At 74.6% G+C, this 19,598-nt stretch carries 14 protein-coding genes; 11 read left to right on the forward strand and 3 right to left on the reverse strand.

Annotated features, from left to right (window positions below; genetic code table 11):
• The first annotated feature begins 4 nt into the window (after positions 1-4).
• The 4 genes from glgX (at position 5) to KPL60_RS25505 (ending at position 3,716) form a co-directional block, all read left to right on the forward strand.
• Positions 5-2,026 carry a glycogen debranching protein GlgX gene (gene glgX / locus KPL60_RS25490; RefSeq protein ID WP_226367444.1) on the forward strand — a complete coding sequence of 674 codons (2,022 nt, stop codon included), beginning with the start codon at positions 5-7 and terminating at the stop codon, positions 2,024-2,026.
• Between the two features lie 61 nt (positions 2,027-2,087).
• On the forward strand, positions 2,088-2,315 hold the full coding sequence (locus tag KPL60_RS25495; RefSeq protein WP_226350115.1) for a zinc ribbon domain-containing protein: 228 nt from the start codon (positions 2,088-2,090) through the stop codon (positions 2,313-2,315).
• 4 nt (positions 2,316-2,319) lie between these two features.
• Positions 2,320-2,895, forward strand: a complete 576-nt coding sequence (locus KPL60_RS25500) for a hypothetical protein (RefSeq protein ID WP_226367445.1) — start codon at positions 2,320-2,322, stop codon at positions 2,893-2,895.
• Positions 2,896-3,056: 161 nt separating this feature from the next.
• Positions 3,057-3,716 (forward strand): fibronectin type III domain-containing protein, encoded by a 660-nt coding sequence (locus tag KPL60_RS25505; RefSeq protein WP_226367446.1) that lies wholly within the window; start codon positions 3,057-3,059, stop codon positions 3,714-3,716.
• On the opposite strand, the gene glgP is transcribed toward KPL60_RS25505, so the two are convergent.
• Entirely contained in the window at positions 3,713-6,292 is a 2,580-nt protein-coding gene (gene glgP, locus KPL60_RS25510; RefSeq protein WP_226367447.1) for an alpha-glucan family phosphorylase, read from the reverse strand. The two genes, KPL60_RS25505 and glgP, sit on opposite strands and share 4 nt — an antisense overlap.
• Before the next feature lie 257 nt (positions 6,293-6,549).
• Here glgP and KPL60_RS25515 point away from each other — a divergent pair, with 257 nt between their 5' ends.
• The gene (locus KPL60_RS25515) at positions 6,550-8,541 is read left to right on the forward strand and encodes an alpha-1,4-glucan--maltose-1-phosphate maltosyltransferase (protein ID WP_226350111.1); all 1,992 of its coding nucleotides are present in this window, start codon (positions 6,550-6,552) and stop codon (positions 8,539-8,541) included.
• Positions 8,542-8,629: 88 nt separating this feature from the next.
• Here the strand turns inward: KPL60_RS25515 and treS are convergent, their stop codons facing one another.
• Positions 8,630-10,948 (reverse strand): maltose alpha-D-glucosyltransferase, encoded by a 2,319-nt coding sequence (gene treS / locus KPL60_RS25520; RefSeq protein ID WP_226350110.1) that lies wholly within the window; start codon positions 10,946-10,948, stop codon positions 8,630-8,632.
• A 393-nt stretch (positions 10,949-11,341) separates the two neighbouring features.
• Here treS and KPL60_RS25525 point away from each other — a divergent pair, with 393 nt between their 5' ends.
• The 6 genes from KPL60_RS25525 (at position 11,342) to glgB (ending at position 19,380) form a co-directional block, all read left to right on the forward strand.
• Entirely contained in the window at positions 11,342-12,697 is a 1,356-nt protein-coding gene (locus tag KPL60_RS25525; protein ID WP_226350109.1) for an aminoglycoside phosphotransferase, read from the forward strand.
• A gap of 168 nt (positions 12,698-12,865) precedes the next feature.
• Entirely contained in the window at positions 12,866-13,513 is a 648-nt protein-coding gene (locus KPL60_RS25530; RefSeq protein WP_226367448.1) for a DedA family protein, read from the forward strand.
• Entirely contained in the window at positions 13,501-14,748 is a 1,248-nt protein-coding gene (locus KPL60_RS25535; RefSeq protein ID WP_226367449.1) for a glycosyltransferase, read from the forward strand. The genes KPL60_RS25530 and KPL60_RS25535 overlap by 13 nt, the downstream gene beginning before the upstream one ends.
• The gene (locus tag KPL60_RS25540) at positions 14,745-15,608 is read left to right on the forward strand and encodes an alpha/beta fold hydrolase (RefSeq protein ID WP_226350106.1); all 864 of its coding nucleotides are present in this window, start codon (positions 14,745-14,747) and stop codon (positions 15,606-15,608) included. Before KPL60_RS25535 ends, KPL60_RS25540 begins: the two co-directional genes overlap by 4 nt.
• Positions 15,605-16,705, forward strand: coding sequence for a glycosyltransferase family 1 protein (locus tag KPL60_RS25545; protein WP_226367450.1), 1,101 nt, complete (start codon positions 15,605-15,607; stop codon positions 16,703-16,705). Before KPL60_RS25540 ends, KPL60_RS25545 begins: the two co-directional genes overlap by 4 nt.
• Positions 16,706-16,791: 86 nt before the next feature.
• A complete protein-coding gene (gene glgB, locus KPL60_RS25550) occupies positions 16,792-19,380 on the forward strand; it encodes a 1,4-alpha-glucan branching protein GlgB (protein ID WP_226350104.1) in 2,589 nt (862 codons plus the stop codon).
• A gap of 46 nt (positions 19,381-19,426) precedes the next feature.
• On the opposite strand, the gene KPL60_RS25555 is transcribed toward glgB, so the two are convergent.
• Positions 19,427-19,594, reverse strand: a complete 168-nt coding sequence (locus KPL60_RS25555; protein WP_226350103.1) for a hypothetical protein — start codon at positions 19,592-19,594, stop codon at positions 19,427-19,429.
• Between the last annotated feature and the right edge of the window lie 4 nt (positions 19,595-19,598).

The raw sequence follows: 19,598 nt of genomic DNA on the forward strand, positions 1-19,598 counted from the left end.
GATCGTGCCTGTCTTCCCCCTCGGTGCCCACCCCGACGACCACGGGACCCGCTTCGCGGTCGCCACCACCAGCGCCGAGACCGTCGAGGTGTGCCTGATCGACGGCGCCGCCGACGGTGAGGGCGGTGGTCTCACCGAGCGGCGCGTCGAGCTGCGCGAGCACACCTTCGGCGTGTGGCACGGCCACGTGCCCGGGGTGCGGCCCGGCCAGCGCTACGGCTACCGCGTGCACGGTGCGTACCGGCCGTTCGAGGGGCTGCGCGCGAACCCGCACAAGATCCTCGTCGACCCGTACGCGGCCCGGATCACCGGCCGGGTGACCGACGCCGTCGCCGCCCGCGGGTGGGACGGCGACCCGATGTCGGGGCGGCCCAGCACCGTCGACTCGCTCGGGTCGGTGCCGCTGTCGGTCGTCACCGCGACCGACCTGGCGCCCCGCCCGCCCCGCCCGGACGTGCCGTGGTCGGAGACGGTGATCTCGGAGATCCACGTGCGCGGCTGGACGAAGCTCCACCCCGAGGTGCCCGAGGCGCACCGCGGCACCTACCTCGGGCTGGCCCACCCGGCGGTCATCGCGCAGCTGCAGCGCACCGGGGTGACGGCCGTCGAGCTGCTCCCGGTGCAGGCCAACGCGCCCGAGCCGCCGCTGCTGGAGCGGGGCGCGTCGAACTACTGGGGCTACGCCACGCTGGGCTTCCTCGCCCCGCACGCCGGCTACGCCTCGGACCCCGGCAACGAGGTCGCCGAGTTCCGCTACCTCGTCGACACCCTGCACGCGGCCGGGATCGAGGTCATCCTCGACATCGTCCCCAACCACACCTGCGAGGGCGGGGTCGGCGGCACCACCCTGTCCTACCGCGGCCTCGACGCTCCGGCGTACTACTCGCTCGGCGGGTCCGGGCACGACGCCGACATCACCGGCACCGGCAACACCCTCGACGCCGGCTCCCCCACGGTCATCCGGCTGGTCTGCGACGCCATGCGGCACTGGGTGCACGCCTACGGCGTCGACGGGTTCCGGATCGACCTCGCCTCGGTGCTCGGCCGCCCGCGGTCGGGCCCGTTCTCGCCGGACTCCGCGCTGCTCACCGCGATCGCGCAGGACCCGACGCTGTCGACCTGCAAGCTGATCGCCGAGCCGTGGGACGCGACCGGCGAGGGGTACCGGGTCGGCGGCTTCGGCGTCGCCTGGTCGGAGTGGAACGGCCGCTACCGCGACGCGGTGCGCGACTTCTGGCGCGGTCACGGCGGCGTCGCCGAGCTGGCGTCGCGGCTGACCGGCAGCTCCGACATCTACCAGCTCTCCGGGCGTCGCCCGTGGGCCTCGGTCAACTTCGTCACCGCTCACGACGGCTTCACCCTGCGCGACCTCGTGTCCTACGAGCGCAAGCACAACGAGGGCAACGGCGAGAACAACCGCGACGGCACCGACGACAACCGTTCGCAGAACCACGGCGCCGAGGGCCCGACCGACGACGCCGGCATCCGCGCCGCCCGGCAGGCCACGGCCCGGGCGATGATGGCGACGCTGCTGCTGTCGATCGGCACCCCGATGATCACCGGCGGCGACGAGCGCTGGCGCACCCAGGGCGGCAACAACAACGCCTACTGCCGCGACGACGAGACCTCCTGGGTGGACTGGACCCGCACCGACGAGACCGCGGCGATGGAGGCGTTCACCGCCAAGGTCGCCGCGCTGCGCCGCGAGTCCCCGGTGCTGCACCGCGACCAGTTCTACGTCGACGGTGAGGTCCTCTGGTGGGACCCGTCCGGGCGGCCGATGGAGCCCGGCGACTGGCACGACGGCGGCCGTCGCACCCTCGCGCTGCTGCTGGCCGACTACTGGCTACTGGTCCTGCACGCCGGCGACGAGCCCGCCGACTGCGTGCTGCCCAGCGACCACGGTTTCGACCCGGTCCTGGACTCGACCGCGCCCGACGGCACCCCCGTCGACACCACCCCGCTCGACGCCGGGGCGACGGTCGTCCTGCCGCCCCGCTCGGTACGCCTGCTGCGCAGCCGCTGACCGGCGGTCCGGGGTGGTCGCGAGGCTGGGACGGACCGGCCGCGCGGCGTAGGCTCCGCGCATGCCGCGCTACGAGTTCCGCTGCCGCGAGTGCAGCACGACGTTCGAGGTCGAACGGCCGATGGCCGCGTCGTCGGACCCGGCGGACTGCCCGCACGGGCACGCGGACACCGTCAAGCTGCTCTCGACGATCGCGCTCGGCGGCCGGTCCGGTGCCGCGCCGCGGCCCGCGATGGCCCCGGCCGGTGGCGGCGGGGACTGCTGCGGCGGCGGGTGCTGCGGCGGCTGACCCCGTGCCGACGACGGGTCCCACCACCTCGGGCCACGGTCCGGCGGGCGGCGGGACGTCGCGGGCGGCCCGGCGCGTCGTGCTCGTGCTCCCGGCCGTCCTGCTGGTCGGCGTCCTGGGCGCGGGCTGTGCGGGTTCCTCCCCGCTCGCCCCGACCCGCGGCGCGGAGACCGCGGCGGGCCCGAGCGCGTCCGCCGTCGCCGCGCCGTCGGACTCGACGTCGACGAGTGCCGGACCGCCGGTGACGATCGTGCTCGGCAGCCCGGACCGGCCGCAGGCCCGCGGCCTCGGGACCCCGCGACCGTCGCTGGTCGACCTCGGCGGGGCGAGCTCCACCGGCATCGTCGAGGACCTGACGTGGCAGAGCTGGGGCGGCCCGACCGCCACCGGCACCGGGACGGCCGCCTACGCCGCCCCCGGGCAGCCGCTCGCCGCCGCGACCCGGGAACGCGCGACGGTGGTCGCGGCCGACCCGGGCTCCTGCGCCGGGCGCCCGGCCTACCGCACGCTGACCTGGTACTTCCCCCAGCACGGCGAGGTCCCCGGCGCCCACCCCCCGCTGCCCGTCTGCGGCGACTGACCGCCACACCGTTGCTAGGCCGAACGGGCGTATTCAGCTCCATCGTGTGACGTAGGTCAACACTGCTCCGATACGCCGAGTGCATCTGTCCCCGTGGAACTGGAGTCCACGTGCCCCGAGCGCTCCCCCGTCTTCTCCGTGCCGCCACCGCCGTCGCCGCCGTGGCCACCACCGCCCTGCTCACGACGGCGGCGACCCCCGCCCCGCCGTCGCCCCCGGCCGAGGCGCTCACCGCGCCCGGCCCGGTGCAGGCCCTGCAGGTCTCCCCCGTACCCGGCGGCGGCGCCCGCGGCCTCGGCCTGCAGGTGTCCTGGTCCCCGCCCGTCGAGAACGAGGGCGCCCTGCGCACCCACTACGACGTCGAGGTCCGCGACCACGCGGGCGCCGTCCTCCACTCGGCCTCGACCGAGACCACCACCAGCGCCCCGGTGTACGGCGACTACTGCGTCGCGCCGTTCACCGTGTCGGTGCGCGCGGTGACCCGCGACGTCGACGAGAGCCGGTCCGAGCCGGGGCCCGCCGTCCTCACCACGTTCGGCGAGCGGGCCCCGTGCGCCCTCACGATGTCGATCACCGCGGCCCGCGCCGCCGACGGCACCGTGCACGTGCGCGCCGTCCGCGAGGCCCCGGTCGACCCGTACGTCTCCGGGCCCTGCACGCTCGCGACGGCCGGCCGGGTGCTCTGGTCGGGCACCTGCGGCGGCTACGCCACCACCCAGGACATCGTGGTCGGCGCGCTGCCCCCGGGACCGCGGGAGCTAGCGCTGACCACCGGCGCCCCGCGGGGTGAGCGCAGCACGAGCCGGACCACGCTGCGCTAGCCCGCCAGGACGATCCGCCCCAGCTCGACCGACGACGCCAGGTGCGGGTGGTGCGGCAGCACCCGGACCGTGTACCCGGTCAGCCCCGCGTGCGGCAACGGCACGGCGACCTCCCAGGACCCGTCGCCGCGGTGCTCCATCGCGACGGTCACCGGGTCCGCCAGCTCGTCGGAGGAGTCGACCCGCCCGACGACGGCCTCGACCGTCACGTCCGACGGGTCCAGCCCGGCCAGGTCCACCCCCGCCCGGACCGTCATCGGCGACCCCACGACCGGGGTGTCGGGCAGCCCGGACGCGTCGACGCCGGTGATCCGGACGTGGTTCCACGCCTTGTTCAGCCGGGCCCGGAACTGCGCGATGTCGCGGGCGACGGCGTAGTCCGACGCGGCCGCGTCCGCGGCGGCGCGGGCGGCCGGGGTGTACCAGTCCTGCACGTACTCCCGCACCATCCGGGTGGCCTGCACCTTCGGCCGCAGGGTGGTGAGGGTGTGGCGGACCATCTCGACCCAGCGGTGCGGGACGCCGTCGACGCGGTCGTAGAACGCGGGGCCGACCTGGGTGGCGATGAGCTCGTAGAGGGCGTTGGCCTCCAGGTCGTCGCGCCGGGTCGGGTCCTCGACGCCGTCGGCGGTGGGGATGGCCCAGCCGTTGGCGCCGTCGTAGAACTCGTCCCACCAGCCGTCGCGGATGGACAGGTTCAGCCCGCCGTTGAGCGCGGACTTCATGCCGGAGGTGCCGCAGGCCTCCAGCGGGCGCAGCGGGTTGTTCAGCCAGACGTCGCAGCCCCAGTAGAGGTAGCGGGCCATCGACATGTCGTAGTCGGGCAGGAAGACGATGCGGTGGCGCACGCCGGCGTCGTCGGCGAAGCGCACGATCTGCTGGATGAGCGCCTTGCCGCCGTCGTCGGCGGGGTGCGACTTCCCCGCGACGACGAGCTGCACCGGCCGGTGCGGGTCGAGCAGCAGGCTGCGGAGCCGGTCGGCGTCGCGCAGCATCAGCGTGAGCCGCTTGTAGGTCGGGACCCGGCGGGCGAAGCCGACGGTGAGCACGTCGCGGTCGAAGACGTGGTCGGTCCAGCCCAGCTCCGGCTCGGACGCACCCCGCTCCAGCCAGGCGGCGCGCACCCGGCGGCGGACCTCGTCGACCAGCCGGGACCGCAGCGTGTTGCGCAGGCCCCACACGTCGGCGTCGGACACCTCGGCGGTGCTGCTGCCGGGCTCGCCGAGCAGCTCGGTGACCTGGTGGGCCTCCCAGGTGGGGCCGTGCACGCCGTTGGTGACCGAGCCGATCGGCACCTCCTCGCGGTCGAACCCGGCCCACAGCCCGCCGAACATCTCCCGCGACACCGTCCCGTGCAGCCGGGAGACACCGTTGGCGCGCTGGGCCAGGCGCAGACCCATGTGCGCCATGTTGAACGTCTCCGGGTCCTCCTCGGCGCCGAGCGCGAGGAGCCGGTCGGTCGGCAGGCCCGGCAGCAGCCGGTCGGTCAGGTAGTGCCGGACCAGGTCCAGGCCGAACCGGTCGATGCCGGCGGGCACCGGGGTGTGGGTGGTGAACACCGTGCCCGCGCGGACGGCGGCGAGCGCCTCGTCGAAGTCGAGCCCGCCGGACGACGCGGACGCCGTCGCCGGGCCCGCGCCGTTGGACGACACCGCCGAGCCGGTGCACAGCTCGCGGATCCGCTCGCAGCCGAGGAACCCGGCGTGGCCCTCGTTGGTGTGGAAGACCTCCGGCGTCGGGTGCCCGGTGAGCCGGCAGAACGCGCGGACCGCGCGCACCCCGCCGACACCGATGAGGATCTCCTGCTGGATGCGGTGGTTCTGGTCGCCGCCGTAGAGCCGGTCGGTGACCCCGCGCAGGTCGGCCCCGTCGTCGGAGCCGGCGTTCTCCTCGATGTCGGTGTCGAGCAGCAGCAGCGGGACCCGCCCGACCGCGGCCTGCCAGATCCGCGCGTGCAGCGTGCGGTCCCCCGGCATCGCGACCTCGACGAGCTCCGGCGCGCCGGAGGCGTCGGTGAGCAGCTGCAGCGGCAGCCCCTGCGGGTCGATCGCCGGGTAGTGCTCGAGCTGCCAGCCGTCGAGCGACAGGGACTGGCGGAAGTACCCCGACCGGTACAGCAGCCCCACCGCGACGAGCGGGACGCCCAGATCCGAGGCGGCCTTGAGGTGGTCGCCGGCGAGCACGCCGAGCCCGCCGGAGTAGTTGGGCAGCACCTCCGAGACGCCGAACTCCATCGAGAAGTACGCGACGGCCGACGGCCTGCCCGCGCCGTCGGCGTCCGCGCCGCGGTACCAGCGCGGCTCGGACAGGTAGGTCTCCAGCTCCGCGGCCCGCTCGGCGACCTCGGCGGCGACCGCGTCGTCCGCGGCGAGCTCGGCCAGGCGGCCGGCGGGGATCTCGCCGAGCAGGCGGACCGGGTCCTGTCCGCTGGCGTCCCAGGCGTCGGGGTCGAGGGAGGCGAACAGTTCCCGGGTCGGCGCGTGCCAGGTCCACCGCAGGTTCGTCGCCAGTGTCTGCAGCGGCGCGAGCGGAGCGGGGAGCTGGGCACGGACGGTGAAACGACGGAGGGCTCTCACGGCCGCGAGGGTAGCCGGGAACACCGACACGCACGCGGTGTCCCGCCCGGCCGTGACGGGGTCCCACCGGTAGGGTCGCACTGCCGCGGGATCAGTGGGTCCGTGCACGTCGAATCGGTTCCGTCCACATCCGTTCCGATCCGTTCACGCCGATGGTCCCGCGGGTGTGGCGACAGGTGACGTGGCGGCGTCAGACTGGCCGTCTCGACTCTGGTGGGACTTCTACCGACGGTGACAATTTCCTGGGGGTGCAGCCGATGACCGGTCGGCTCGGAATCGACGACGTGACCCCGTTCGTGGAGAGCGGAGACCCGGCCAAGGCCGTGGTCGGCGAGGTCGTCCCGATCCGGGCGACCGTGTGGCGGGAGGGACATGACGCCGTCGCGGCGAACGTCGTGTTCACCCCGCTGTCGGCCGACGGGACGCCGGGCGACGCGCAGTACGTGCGGATGCAGCCCGACGGGGTGGGCACCGACCGCTTCGTGGCCTGGGTCCGCCCCGACGCCGAGGGTCGCTGGACCTTCCGCGTCGACGCGTGGAGCGACCCGTGGGCGACCTGGCGCTCGGGCGTGGAGAAGAAGATCGCCGCGGGCCAGACGGCCGAGGAGCTGGCCAACGACCTCGAGGTCGGCGCCCGGCTGCTCGCCAGGGTCGGGCGTCGCCCGGCCGAGAAGGACAGCCGCGACCTGCTGCTCGGCGCCGCGAACACGCTGCGGGACACCGCGCTGCCGCTGCGCGCGCGGGTCGCCCCCGCCCTGTTCGACGCCGTCGTCGCGATCATGGTCGAGCGTCCCGTCCGGGAGCTCATCACCCGCGGCCCGGAGCGGACGATCTTCGTCGACCGGCCCCGCGCGCTGTACGGGTCCTGGTACGAGTTCTTCCCCCGCTCCACCGGCGGGCGCGACGAGACCGGCCGCCCGGTGCACGGCACGTTCGCGACGTCGTCGAAGGAGCTCGACCGCGTCGCGCGGATGGGCTTCGACGTCGTCTACCTGCCGCCGATCCACCCGGTCGGCACGGTGCACCGCAAGGGCCGCAACAACTCCACCCACGCCGAGCCGGGCGACGTCGGCTCCCCGTGGGCGATCGGCTCCGCCGCGGGCGGGCACGACGCGATCGACCCGGAGCTGGGCGACTTCGACGACTTCGACGCGTTCGTCGCGCGGGCGAACGAGCTCGGCATGGAGATCGCGCTCGACCTGGCGCTGCAGTGCGCGCCCGACCACCCCTGGGTCACCGAGCACCCGGAGTGGTTCACCGTGCGCCCGGACGGGACGATCGCCTACGCGGAGAACCCGCCGAAGCGCTACCAGGACATCTACCCGCTGAACTTCGACCGCGACCCGGCCGGCATCTACGCCGAGTGCCTGCGCGTGGTGCTCAAGTGGGTCGAGCACGGGGTGACGATCTTCCGGGTCGACAACCCGCACACCAAGCCGCCGAACTTCTGGCACTGGCTGATCTGGGAGGTCAAGCGGACCCACCCGGAGGTGCTGTTCCTGGCCGAGGCGTTCACCCGCCCGGCCCGGCTGTTCGGGCTGGCGCGGCTGGGCTTCACCCAGTCCTACACGTACTTCACGTGGCGGACCGAGGCCGAGGAGCTCGCCGACTTCGCGACGATGCACGCCGAGCACGCCGACGAGTGCCGCCCCAACCTGTTCACCAACACCCCGGACATCCTCCACGAGTCGCTGCAGACCGGCGGCCCGGCGATGTTCGCGATCCGGGCGACCCTGGCCGCGACGATGTCGCCCACCTGGGGCGTCTACTCCGGCTTCGAGCTGTACGAGGGCACCCCGGTCAAGCCGGGAAGCGAGGAGTACCTGGACTCGGAGAAGTACGAGCTGCGCCCGCGGGACTTCGAGTCCGCCCTGAACCAGGGGCGCTCGCTGGAGCCGTACGTGACCCGGCTCAACGAGATCCGCCGCGCCCACCCGGCGCTCCAGCAGCTGCGCGAGATCCACTTCCACGAGGTGGACAACACGAACGTCATCGCGTTCTCCAAGCTGGACCCGTCCACCGGTGACCAGGTGCTCGTGGTCTGCACACTGGACCCGACGGCCCCGCAGCAGGGCACCCTGAAGCTGGACATGCCGGCGCTGGGGCTGCGGTACACCGACGTCGTCGAGGTGCACGACGAGGTGTCGGGCGAGACCTACCGCTGGGGCGAGTACAACTTCGTGCGGCTGGTCCCGACCGACCACGTCGCGCACGTGATCACGCTGCCCGCGCAGGCCCCGCTGCTCTGACCCGCCCCGTCCGCCGCCGTCCACACCCCCTGCCGGGCGTCCACACCCGGTGCGACGGGTGTGGACGGCGGCGGACGGGTGTGGACGCTCAGTCCTCGTCGGCGTCGTCCGCCGGGGGCTCCAGGACGACGGCGGTCGCCCGGAACGGGGCCATCCCGATCCGGAACCCGTTGAGGTCGTCGACGGTCCCGACGGTCTCGCCGGAGAACAGGTCGGTGACGGTCGCGCCCGGCGCCAGGTGCTCGGACCGCACGAACGCGTCCACCTGCTCGTCGGCGAAGTTCAGGACGGTCACGCTGGTCCGGTCGTCGTCGAGCAGGTGCACCATCACCAGCAGGCCGCGGTGCGACACGTCCGGCACGTCGACCTGACGGGCCGTCGCCACCCCGGAGCGCTTGCGCACGGCGAGGATCGCCTGCATCTGGCGGACGAAGCTGGTCTCCTCGGTCAGCTGGTCGGGCAGCGACCCGTAGAGGCTGCGCCCGCGGGGCATGCCCGACGAGGACTTCTCGGCGTCCGGCCGGTGCCCCATCAGGTCGTGCGCCGGCCGGGAGATCCACCGGGTGTCCCCGGAGTTCAGCAGGTCCGAGACCGAGTCCGGCGGCAGCGTCAGCATGCCGAGCAGGTCCCAGCCCGACAGCGCGAACACCCCGGGCTGGAACGCGTTGAACATGACCAGCAGCAGGTGCACCCGCCGGATGCGCCCGACGTCGTCGGGCCCGATGTCGTCGAGCGCGGAGATGCCGAGCGAGGCGGCGATGACGGTCGCGGTGGTGCAGGCGATCCCGTTCGTCGTGAAGATCAGGTTGTAGGGCGCGTCCGGCCCGGTGAGGACGTCGCACAGGTCGCGGCGGATCGTGTCGGCCAGGTCCCCGCCGCGCATGTCCTCGCCGCGGAAGTGGAACAGCTCGTCGGTGTGGCCCGCGGTCCAGTGCACGAGCTCGTAGGTCAGCTCGTCGTGGTTCTGCAGCGCGTGCACCAGCGACGCCGGGTCGACGCCCAGGTCGAGCGCGGTGCGCAGGGTCAGCCGCAGGAACTCGGTGTCCGAGGTCGCGAGCGCGTGGTGGTAGGCGGGGCGGTTGATGAAGTCGTAGGACAGGTCCGCGCCCGCCTCGGAGGTGACCTTGATGTCGTCGACGGTCAGGTTCAGCTCCTGGAAGGTGAACCCACCGACCTTGCGCACCATGCTCGCGATGAGGTGGTTCGCGGCCTCGGACAGCGGGTGCCCCTCGGACCAGCCCGGGTTCCCGGAGCCCGCCTTCTCCACGCCGAGGAAGCCGTTCGCGTCCAGGCGCAGCGCACCCGAGCCGAGGTCGGCCAGCGAGTGCAGGGCGTCGCCGATGACCATCCGCATGCCCGCGAAGGTCGGGTCCAGCCAGTTGACTGACGGCTGGCCGTCCTTGAAGTAGTGCAGGTACACCCAGCGCCGCACGACGCCGTCGACGCCGGTGACCTCGCCGGTCGCCGACCAGTTGGTCTCCTTCACGCCCTCGCGGTAGAAGATGACCCGCTGCAGCCGGCCGACGATGTAGCCGGCCTTCTCCAGCGCCTCCTCTGTCGCCGCGTCGAGGTTGGCCGAGTCCTTCCCCGGCGGCACGTCCGGCAGCATCCCCCAGTCGGACTGCTCGATCTCGACCATGTGGTAGATGCCCGGGTAGTCGCCGTAGGCGAGCTCGGCGAGCCGGAAGTCCGGCCCCTTGCCGGTGTGGCCGGGGACGATGTCGTCGATGATCGTGCCGCCGTGCCAGGTGGCGGTCGCGCACATCGCACGGAACTCGTCCTCGGTGCCGAAGGCCGGGTCGAGCTCGTTGGAGATGCGGTCGAAGTGGCCGTCGACGCTCGGGGTGGGCTGCCAGCCCGAGAGCCCGCCCGCCTTCTTCACCGGCCCGGTGTGGACGCCCTCGATGCCGATCGTCTCGAACGCCTGCCACAGCTCCTCGTTCCCGAGTGCGGCCAGGAACGACTCGCCGGAGGCGGTGATCAGCGAGATCGGGTAGGCGGTGAACCACACCGACGCCGTCTCGACCGCGTGCCGCGGGCCGGGGCTGGCGTAGGGGTTCTGCCACATCGAGCCCTGCCCGGAGAACTGGCGGGCCAGCTCGTCGGCGTGGCCGAGCATCGACTGGGACAGCAGCCACGACACGTAGACCGGGTTCTCCCCCGACGCCGGGCCGTCCTGCGACACCGACCGGCGCCGCACCGTGGACCGCACCCGGGCGCGGTGACGCAGGGTGCGCGGACGCGCCTCGTGGTAGTACTCGGCGAAGTTCACGTCCGGTGGCTCCGGGACGTGCTCGGCCTCGGCGGGCACCGGTTCGACGGCGGCGAGCGGATCGGCCGGTGCGATCCGGGCCTGGGTCTCCGGGATCGTCGGGGGGATGTCGGCCTTCGGCTCTCGCTCGGTCACGCCGCCGGTCCTCCGGTCGCTGTGGGGGGCAGGTCAGGGCAGGTTCTGGGCATGTCCGGCCCACGGTGCGCCCTGCGACGGCGATCCGCACGCGGGCGCGTGCGCACCGTCGCGGGGTACCCGCGGGCACCACGTCCAGTATGGGTTTCCCGGCACGGGGATGCCGGACAGAAGCGTGATCACCGCCCGTGACCAACGGGTGGTCGATTCGACACGGACAGTACCGCCCACCCGACCTCCTGACCCGGCCGGGTCGGCCTGTCCCGGTTAGGGTTTTCGCCTGCGGGCCCGGGTGGCGCCGACCGGTACCGGACGTGGTGCGGGCGGTGGTCGCGACCGGTCCGCGGTGGTGTTCACAGGCCGGGCGGACGCCCGGCAGGAGGGGGACGACGCGTGCGGCCGACCGGAGCTTCCGAGGACCTGACGGCGCTCCCGGGCCTGTTGCGCGACTGGCTGCCCGGGCGTCGCTGGTTCGCCGAGAAGGGGCGTCCGCTGACCGGCGTCGCCGTCGCGTCGCGGCACCCGCTGCCCGCCGCCGAGGGCGTCACCGGGCTCGAGGTGCTGGTCCTCGCGGTGTCCTTCGCCGACGGTCCGGACCGGCACTACCAGCTGCTCCTGGCCCGCGCCCCGCACGCCCCGGTCGGGGCCGCACCGATCGGCGGCCACGACGGGCAGGTCCTCTACGACGGCCTGCACGACCCGGCCGTCACCGCGCTGCTGCTGCGGCTGATCGCCGAGGGCGCGACCGCCGGTGACCTGTCGTTCGTGCCCGAGCCGGGCGCGGTGCTGCCGCTGACCGAGACCGGCCGCGTCGTCGACGCCGAGCAGTCCAACACCTCGGTCCGCTGGGGCGAGCGCTCCATCCTCAAGGTCTACCGGCGCCTGTCCCCCGGTCTGAACCCCGACCTGGAGCTGCACCGGGCGCTGCGCGCGGCCGGGTCGACGTCGGTCGCGGCGCTGCAGGGCGGGATCGAGGGGGTCCTCGACGGCGAGCCCGCCACCTTCGCGCTGCTGCAGGAGTTCGCGGCCGGCTCGCACGACGGCTGGGAGCGGGCCACCGCGGCGGTCCGCGACCGGACCGACTTCACCGGCGACGCCCGCGCGCTCGGTGAGGCGCTCGCCGACGTGCACGTCGCGCTGCGCGCCGAGCTCGGCACCTCCGAGGCCGACCCGCGCGAGCTGGCGGCGTACTGGACCCGGCGGTGCACCGAGGTCGCCGACCAGGTGCCGGTGCTCGCCCCGCACGTGCCCGCGATCCGCGCCGTCTACGACGAGGTGGCCGCGCTGGGCGCGCCCGTCGTCGTGCAGCGGGTGCACGGCGACCTGCACCTCGGGCAGACGCTGCGCCGCCCGGACGGCCGCTGGCTGGTCATCGACTTCGAGGGCGAGCCGGCCGCCTCCCCCGAGGAGCGGCGCGCGCCGGACTCCGCGGTGCGCGACGTCGTCGGGATGCTGTTCTCCTTCGACTACGCCGCCTTCCACCACCTGCTGACCCGGTCCGACACGCCCGGGGCAGGTCTCGGTTCGGACACCACCGAGGCACGTCTCGCTCACGACTGGTCGGCCGCGAACCGCGACGCGTTCTGCGCCGGCTACGCCGCCCGCGCCGGTGAGGACCCGCGCGCGCACGCCGCGCTGCTGCGCGCCTACGAGCTGGACAAGGCCGTCTACCAGGTGCTCTACGAGACCCGCAGCCGTCCGACCTGGCTGCCGATCCCGCTCACCGCGATCGCGCGCAGCACCGCCTAGCACGTCCGGGCCGTCGGCGACACCCGGTGGTCACCGGACCTTCCGGCCGTCGACGCCGGGGCGACGCCCGACTCCCCGGGCGGCCCGGCGCGGGATCGTGGAATCCTCCCCGACCAGGAGGACACCCACCGTGAGACCACCACCCGCCACCCGGCCCGAGGACCTGTCGTGACCCCGGCCGGTCTGCTCGGTGTGGACGGTCTGGACGGGGTCCTGGGCCTCGTCCAGCGCCCCGACGGGCCCACGCTCGGCGTGACGCTGGCCGTGCTCTTCCTCGGTGTGCTGGTGGAGGGGCCGGTCGTCAGCGTCGTCGCGGGCTCGCTCGCGGGCGCCGGGCTGCTCGACTGGTGGGTGGTGTGGCTGGTGGCGTTCGCCGCCGACGTCGTCGCCGACACCGTCTTCTACGTCCTCGGCCGCGGCGGGCGCCGCCCGGCCGTCGCTCCGCTGCTGGTCCGGCTGGGTCTGACCGAGCGGCGCTGGGACGCACTGCGCGCGAAGGTGGGGGGCCGTCCGGGCCGGCTGGTGCTGGGCGCGAAACTGGTGGACGTCGGCGCGATACCCGCGTTCCTGGCCATCGGCCTGGCCGGGGTGTCGTACCGGCGGTTCGTGGCCTGGGTGGTCCCGCTGACGGCGGTGCGTTCGGCACTGCTGGTCGGGATCGGCTGGGTGGTCGGGGGCCGGTTCGCCGCGGAGCTGGCCGACCGGCCGTGGATCATCGTGGCGGTGGGGCTGGGCGTGGGCCTGGTGCTCGTGGCCGGGCGCGCGCTGTGGGTGCGTGCCAGGACCTCGCGGAAGGAGAACGTGTGCGCGTCCTGATCGGGGCCGACACCTGGGCACCGGACGTCAACGGGGCCAGCTACGCCGCACAGCGGCTGGCGGCCGAGCTCGCCGCCCGTGGGCACGAGGTGCACGTGGTCGCGCCGTCGCGCGGCCTGCGAAGCCTCCCGCCGCGCCGGGTCGGGCCGGTGACCGAACACCGGGTCCGCTCCTGCCGCGTCCCCAAGCCGCCGGACTTCCGGCTCTGCCCGCCGCCCGGGCTGCGCCGGACCTGCCGCGCGATCCTGCGCCGGGTCCGGCCCGACGTCGTGCACGTGCAGAGCCACATGGTGCTGGGCCGGATGCTGCTCACCGCGGCCGCCGACCTCGGCGTCCCGTCGATGGCGACCACGCACATGATCCCGGAGAACATCATCCCGGCGATCAGCTTCCTGCACCTGCCGGAGTCCGGGCTCAAGAAGCTGTTCTGGTGGGACGCGGTGCGCGTGCTCAGCCGGGCCGGGCTGGTCACCGCGCCCACCCCGCTGGCCGCGTCGATGGCCGAGCAGGGCGGCGTCCCCGGCCCGGTGCTGCCCGTGTCCAACGGCCTGGACCTGGGCCGCTTCCGGCCCGACACCACCGGTCGCGGGCCCGCGTTCCGCGCCCGGCACGGCATCCCCGCCGACGCGCCGCTGGTCGGCTTCGTCGGGCGGCTGGACCGGGAGAAGCACGTCGACGAGCTGGTCCGCGCCACCGCGCTGCTGCGCGCCGGTGCGGTGCCCGCGGCGCGGCTGATCGTCGTCGGCGACGGCGAGGAGCGGGCCCGGCTGGGCGCGCTGGTCCGCGCCGAGCACCTGGAGCACGCGGTCACCTTCACCGGCCGGCTCACCGACGACGAGATCCCCGACGTCTACCCGGCCCTGGACGTGTTCGTGAACGCCGGCACCGCCGAGCTGCAGAGCCTGGTCACGCTGGAGGCGATGGCGACCGGGAAGCCGGTCGTCGCCGTCGACGCGGGTGCGCTGCCGCACCTGGCCCGCCCCGGGGTGAACGGCTGGCGCTACCCGCACGGCGACGTCGCCGCGCTCGCCGACCGGCTGTCCCGGGTGCTCGGCGACCCCGACGGCGCGGCCGCGCTGGGGGCGGCGAGCCTGCGGATCGCCTCCGAGCACTCGCTGGCGACCACGGTGGACACCTTCGAGGAGCTGTACCGGACGAAGGCCCGCCCGGTCGTGCCGGTGCGCGCGTTCCGATCGGCGCGCCGCGCCCGCCGGCACGCGGACACCCGGCGGTGACCGCGACGCCGGCGCCCGCCCTCGCGGTGGCCTCTCCCGTGCACGTCGTCGACGGCGCGCCCACCGTCGTGCACACCCTCGGGGACCCGGACGGGGCACCGGTGCTGGCGCTGCACGGGCTGCGCGGCAGCCACCACGGGCTCGCGCCGCTGGCGTCGCGGCTGACCGGGTACCGCGTCGTCGTGCCGGACCTGCCCGGGTTCGGGGCGTCGCCGCCGTTCACCGACCGCACCCACGACGTCGACGGCTACGCCCGCTGGGCCTCGGCGCTGCTCGCCGACCTCGGCCCGGACACGGTGCTGCTGGGGCACTCGTTCGGGTCGATCGTGGCCGCGGCCGTCTGCGCCGCGGCCGCGACCACCCCGCGGGCGCTGGTCCTGGTCAACCCGATCGCCGAGCCCGCCTCGGGCGCCGGCGGCGTCACCGGCCTCGGGACGGCGGCCACCGCGCTGCTGCACTCCGGCGCCGCCCGGTTCGGCCTCGACGGCGTGCTGCGCAGCAGGCTGCTCGCCGACGCGGCCACCCTGTCGATGACCACCACCCGCGACCCGCTGCTGCGTCACTGGATCTCCGACGAGCACCGCGCCCACTTCGGCACCTTCGCCACGACGGCGTCGCTGCTGGAGTGCTTCCGCGCCGCCGGTTCCGGCTCGGTGCGGCCCTGGGCGCCCCGGATCACGGTGCCGACGCTGCTGCTGGCCGGGGCCCGCGACCGGGTCGCCCCACCGGCCGGGCAGCACGCGCTCGCCGCCGCCTTCGCCGACGCCCGGCTGGTCCTGCTGCCGCGCACCGGCCACCTCGTGCACTACGAGGCCCCGGCGTGGGCGGCCCGCGAGATCCGGGGTTTCGTGGCGCGGTGAGGGTGCTCGTCGACTGCCGCTACATCCGTCCCGGACGCCCGGACGGCATCGGCCGCTACACCACCGGGCTGGTCCGCGCGCTGGACCGGATCGCCCCGGTGGAGCTGCTGGTGTCCGACCCGCGCCAGCGCGACGGGCTGCCCGACCGGCCCGCGCACACCCTGCCCGCCCCGACCGGGGCCGGGGAGCCGATGGTCGCGCGGCGGGTGAACCGGATCGTCGCCGGGTCACCCGATGCGGTCGTCTTCAGCCCGATGCAGACGATGGGCACGCTCGGGCGCCGCTACGCGGTGGTGCTCACCGTGCACGACCTCATCTACTACCGGCATCCGGCGCCGCCGCCGTGGCTGCCCGCGCCGGTGCGGGCGGTGTGGCGGGCCTACCACCTGTCGTGGTGGCCGCAGCGGCTGCTGCTGGCCGGCGCCGACGCCGTCGCGTGCGTGTCCGCCGCGACCGCGGGCCTGGTCGCGGCGCACCGGCTGTCCCGCCGGGAGGTCGCCGTCGTCCCGGACGCCACCGACTTCCACCTGCCGCCCGGCACGCCGACGCGGTCCCGCCCGCCGGGGAACCGGATCGTCTACGCCGGGTCGTTCATGCCCTACAAGGACGTCGCGACCCTGGCCCGGGCCGCGGCCCGGCTGCCCGGGCACGAGCTCCACCTGGTCTCCCCCGTCCCGCCCGGGGTGCGCGCGGAGCTGGCGCGGCTCGCCGCACCGGCCCGGCCGGTGTTCCACGACGGCGTCGACGACGACGGCTACCGCGCCCTGCTCGACGGCGCCACCGCCCTGGTCTCCGCCTCCCGCGACGAGGGGTTCGGGCTCCCGGTGCTGGAGGCCATGGCGCGGGGCTGCCCGGTCGTCGTCACCGACATCCCGGCCTTCCGCGAGGTCGCGGGCGACGCCGGGGTGTTCGTCGCGCCGGGTGACGACGCCGGTTTCGCCGACGCCGTGCGCGGGCTGGACGCGACCTGGACCCGGCGCTCCGACGCGGTGCGGGCCCGCGCCGCCGAGCAGACCTGGGACGGCGCCGCCGTCGCGCTGCGGGCGGTCCTGGAACGGGCGCTGGGGCGCCACCGGCGCCGGCGCGGGCGGGCCTGACCCGGTCCGCTCACGCTCGACTGCGATCCGGCAACACTGTGCGACCGCGCGCGGCGGGCGTTCGTCACCCGCAGTACGGTTCCGCAGTGACCTCCGAGGAGACCCGAGCGACCCGCTCCGAGACCGATGCGTACGCACCGGACCAGGCGACGACCGACCGGCTCCTGGGCGGTGCCCACCACGACCCCCACTCGGTGCTCGGCGCGCATCCGCACGTCGACGGCACCGTGGTCCGTGTCCTGCGGCCGCACGCCGTCTCGGTGGCGGTGCTGCCGAACGGCGACCGCGCGCAGGCCTGCGAGCTGACCAGGGTGCACGACGCCGGGCTGTTCTCCGGCCTCGTCCCCGGCTCCGGCGGCGACTACCGGCTGCTCGTGACCTACGGCGACGGCGCCGGCGGCACGACCGAGCAGACGGTCGACGACCCGTACCGCTGGCTGCCGACGCTCGGCGACATGGACCTGCACCTCATCGGCGAGGGACGGCACGAACGCCTGTGGGACGTCCTCGGCGCACACGTCCGGGACTACGACACCCCCTCCGGCGCAGTCGCCGGGACCAGCTTCGCCGTCTGGGCCCCGAACGCCCGCGGTGTGCGGGTCACCGGTGACTTCGACGGCTGGGCCGGCTGGGCGCTGCCGATGCGCTCGCTGGGCAGCTCCGGGGTCTGGGAGGTGTTCCTGCCCGGCGTCGGCGTCGGCGACCGCTACAAGTTCCGCATCCTGGGCCCCGACGGCCGGTGGCGGGACAAGGCCGACCCGATGGCCTTCGCCACCGAGATCCCGCCGCAGACGGCGTCGGTCGTGACCCGCGACGTGTACGAGTGGACCGACGACGCGTGGATGGCCGACCGCGCGCAGCGCCGCCCGCACGCGGAGCCGATGAGCGTCTACGAGATGCACCTCGGCTCCTGGGTGCCGGGGCTGGACTACCGCGAGATCGCCGAGCGGCTGGTGGCCTACCTGGACACCACCGGGTTCACCCACGTCGAGCTGCTGCCGGTGGCCGAGCACCCGTTCGGCGGGTCCTGGGGCTACCAGGTGACCTCGTACTTCGCCCCGACCTCGCGGTTCGGCACGCCCGACGACTTCCGGTACTTCGTCGACCGGCTGCACCGCGCGGGCTACGGCGTGATCGTCGACTGGGTGCCCGCGCACTTCCCGCGCGACGAGTGGGCACTGGCCCGCTTCGACGGCACGGCCTGCTACGAGCACGCCGACCCGCGCCGCGGCGAGCAGCCCGACTGGGGCACGCTCGTGTTCGACTTCGGCCGCAACGAGGTGCGCAACTTCCTCGTCGCGAACGCGCTGTACTGGCTCGAGTCGTTCCACATCGACGGCCTGCGCGTCGACGCGGTCGCCTCGATGCTCTACCTGGACTACTCCCGCGCCGACGGCCAGTGGCTGCCGAACGTCCACGGTGGCCGGGAGAACCTCGACGCGGTGGCGTTCCTGCAGGAGATGAACGCGACCGTCTACCGGGAGCACCCGGGCGTCGTGACGATCGCCGAGGAGTCCACCGCGTGGCCGGGCGTCACCCGGCCCACCTACATGGGCGGTCTCGGGTTCGGGCTCAAGTGGAACATGGGCTGGATGCACGACACGCTCGACTACACCGGGCGCGACCCCATCCACCGCAGCTACCACCACAACCAGATGACCTTCTCGCTGATGTACGCGTTCAGCGAGAACTACGTGCTGCCGATCAGCCACGACGAGGTCGTCCACGGCAAGGGGTCGCTGTGGACCCGGATGCCCGGCGACGACTGGAACAAGGCCGCCGGCGTCCGCGCGCTGCTGGCCTACATGTGGGCGCACCCGGGCAAGCAGCTGCTGTTCATGGGCGGTGAGTTCGGGCAGCCGCGCGAGTGGTCCGAGCAGCGGTCGCTGGACTGGCACCTGCAGAGCGACGAGCCGCTGCACGGCGGGATCACCACCCTCGTCGGGGACCTGAACCGGACCTACCGCGCGCAGTCCGCGCTGTGGTCGCGCGACACCACCCCGGACGGCTTCGGCTGGATCGACGCCAACGACGCGCAGGGCAACGTGTTCTCGTTCCTGCGCCACGGCGTCGACGCCGAGGGCCGCGCCACCGTGCTGGCCTGCGTCGCGAACTTCTCCGGCTCCCCGCGCGAGGACTACCGGGTGGGCCTGCCGTTCGCCGGGAACTGGACCGAGGTCGTCAACACCGACGCGTCGGCCTACGGCGGATCCGGGGTGGGCAACCTCGGCCGGGTCAAGGGCGAGCAGGTCATGTGGCACGGCCAGCCCGCGTCGGCGGTGCTGCGGCTCCCGCCGTCGGGTGTGCTGTGGCTGGTGCCGGAGGAGACCGGCGGCCCGGTGCTGTCCGCCCCGGCGCAGGAGGCGGCCCCGGCCGCGACGGTCCCGCCGCCGCTGCCGGCCGCCGCGCTGCCCGACGAGCCGGAGGACACCGACGTCGAGGCACCGGTGACCCCGGACGACGACCTGCGGGTCTCCGCCGCCCCGGCGGACCCGGCCGACCTCGTCGACCCGGGGCCGGACGACTCCGAGGACGCCCCGGACGCCGGTCCGGTCTCCACCTCGGTCGCGCCCGCACCCGGCACCGTCGGTGTCCGGGCGGTACGCACCGGCACGTTCGTGAACGGGAGCTCCGGGACGGGCGCGTCGGACACCGGGACCACCGCGGGCGACTGAGCTCCGCCCCGCGACCGGCCCGGCCCCGCGCCGGGCCGGTCGCGGGTCAGCGCTCGGCCGTGTCGGGCTCCTCGCCGGGCAGGTCGGAACGGGCCGTCGTCGGCCGTGCCGGACCCGTGCTCCCCGTCACGGCGCCGCCCACCGGGGGACGGTCGCCGTCGACCGGTGGCCTGCCCGACGGCTCGTCGTCGGGGCCCATCCAGACGCGCGCCATCGGC

Origin of the sequence: Pseudonocardia sp. ICBG162 (assembly GCF_020496225.1) — a bacterium.
GTDB lineage: Bacteria > Actinomycetota > Actinomycetes > Mycobacteriales > Pseudonocardiaceae > Pseudonocardia > Pseudonocardia alni.